Origin of the sequence: Mycolicibacter longobardus, assembly GCF_002102265.1 — a bacterium.
Taxonomy (GTDB): Bacteria; Actinomycetota; Actinomycetes; order Mycobacteriales; family Mycobacteriaceae; genus Mycobacterium; species Mycobacterium longobardum.
This window is the reverse complement of sequence record NZ_LQPG01000048.1, coordinates 1-1145: the sequence shown is the minus strand read 5'-3', so window position 1 is coordinate 1145 and position 1145 is coordinate 1. Positions and strand designations below refer to the sequence as shown.

The following is a 1145-nucleotide window of genomic DNA, read 5'->3' as shown; positions in this document are numbered from 1 at the left end:
CCACCATCGCCACGGGGAATCGTGTGGTCGATGTCGCAGTCAACCGCCGGGCGGTCACAACCCGGCCAGCGACAGGTCAGATCCCGGCACCGCACAAAGTCAGCCAACGCCTTCGAGGGCACGTAGCCCGGCTCAGGCGGCGCGTCAGCAGGATGCACCAACGACACCAACCGGGCCGACTTGGCAAGCTCGGCGATCAGTTCCGGCGGGATCAGCCCATCGGCCTCCACCAGCGAGCCCGGCTGCTCACCGGTCCCGTCGACGGTGGCCTGCTCAGCAATGACATGAATGACGACCGGCGTCGCAGCCGGGCGACCGCCCGCAGCACAATCGCGCCGCCCGCAGCGGCAACCCAACCGATCCGCCCGCGCCGCCAACGCACCCATCGCATCAGCACGCCGCTCGTCGCGACTACGCGGATCATGTTCACACACCGTGGCCGCCAAGGCATCCAACGACTTCTCCAAGGCGCGCGCATCAACAGTGAACATACTGCCGCGGATCTCCGAGACGCCGCCCTCCACAAAATCCTGAATCACGATCTCGCGTTCGGCCTGCCGCTCTTTGCGCCGCCGCACCGCATCCACATCGACGTTCGCCACGATCTTGTCGATCTTTCCGGCCAACCGGCTCCTCGTCATCGACGGCCAGCGCCCAACCTTGACCGCCAACTCAGCATCGACCGCCGCCAACACCTCCCGGTCGGTAATCAGATCAACGCGATACACAATGGTCTGAAACAACCGGATATCGATGTCACCGGCCGCAAACACCTGCGCCACCTGCGGCAACTGCTCACGCATCGCCCGGGCATACCGCAGCCGACTAGCCGCCAGCCCCTGACTGATCCGCAACGCCGCCGCCACCTCAGCAGCCACCGCCGCCTCGGTATCGACCGCCCACTCCTCGGTCTCACCACAGCGGCTCAAACGCAGCGCAAACAACTCCCCGATCGCCACCAACTGCGCCGCCGCAGCCCGATTCTCCGCCCGCGCCGAGACACAAATCCGATCCACCAACGCAGCCGACTCCGGCGTTGTCGACGGATAACGCCGCTCAAAGCGCTCACTGAGTCGCGCGATCGACTCCGCAGACGGAACCCTCGACAACTGTTCGAACATACGTTCGATTGTAGCAGCTTCCAC

General features: G+C 65.3%; 1 protein-coding gene. It reads right to left on the bottom strand.

Going from position 1 to position 1145, the window contains the following annotated elements; translation table 11 throughout:
* Positions 1-1121 (bottom strand): HNH endonuclease signature motif containing protein (locus AWC16_RS20550; protein WP_085266573.1); only part of this gene is annotated, 1121 nt, incomplete at its 3' end.
* Positions 1122-1145 lie beyond the last annotated feature (24 nt).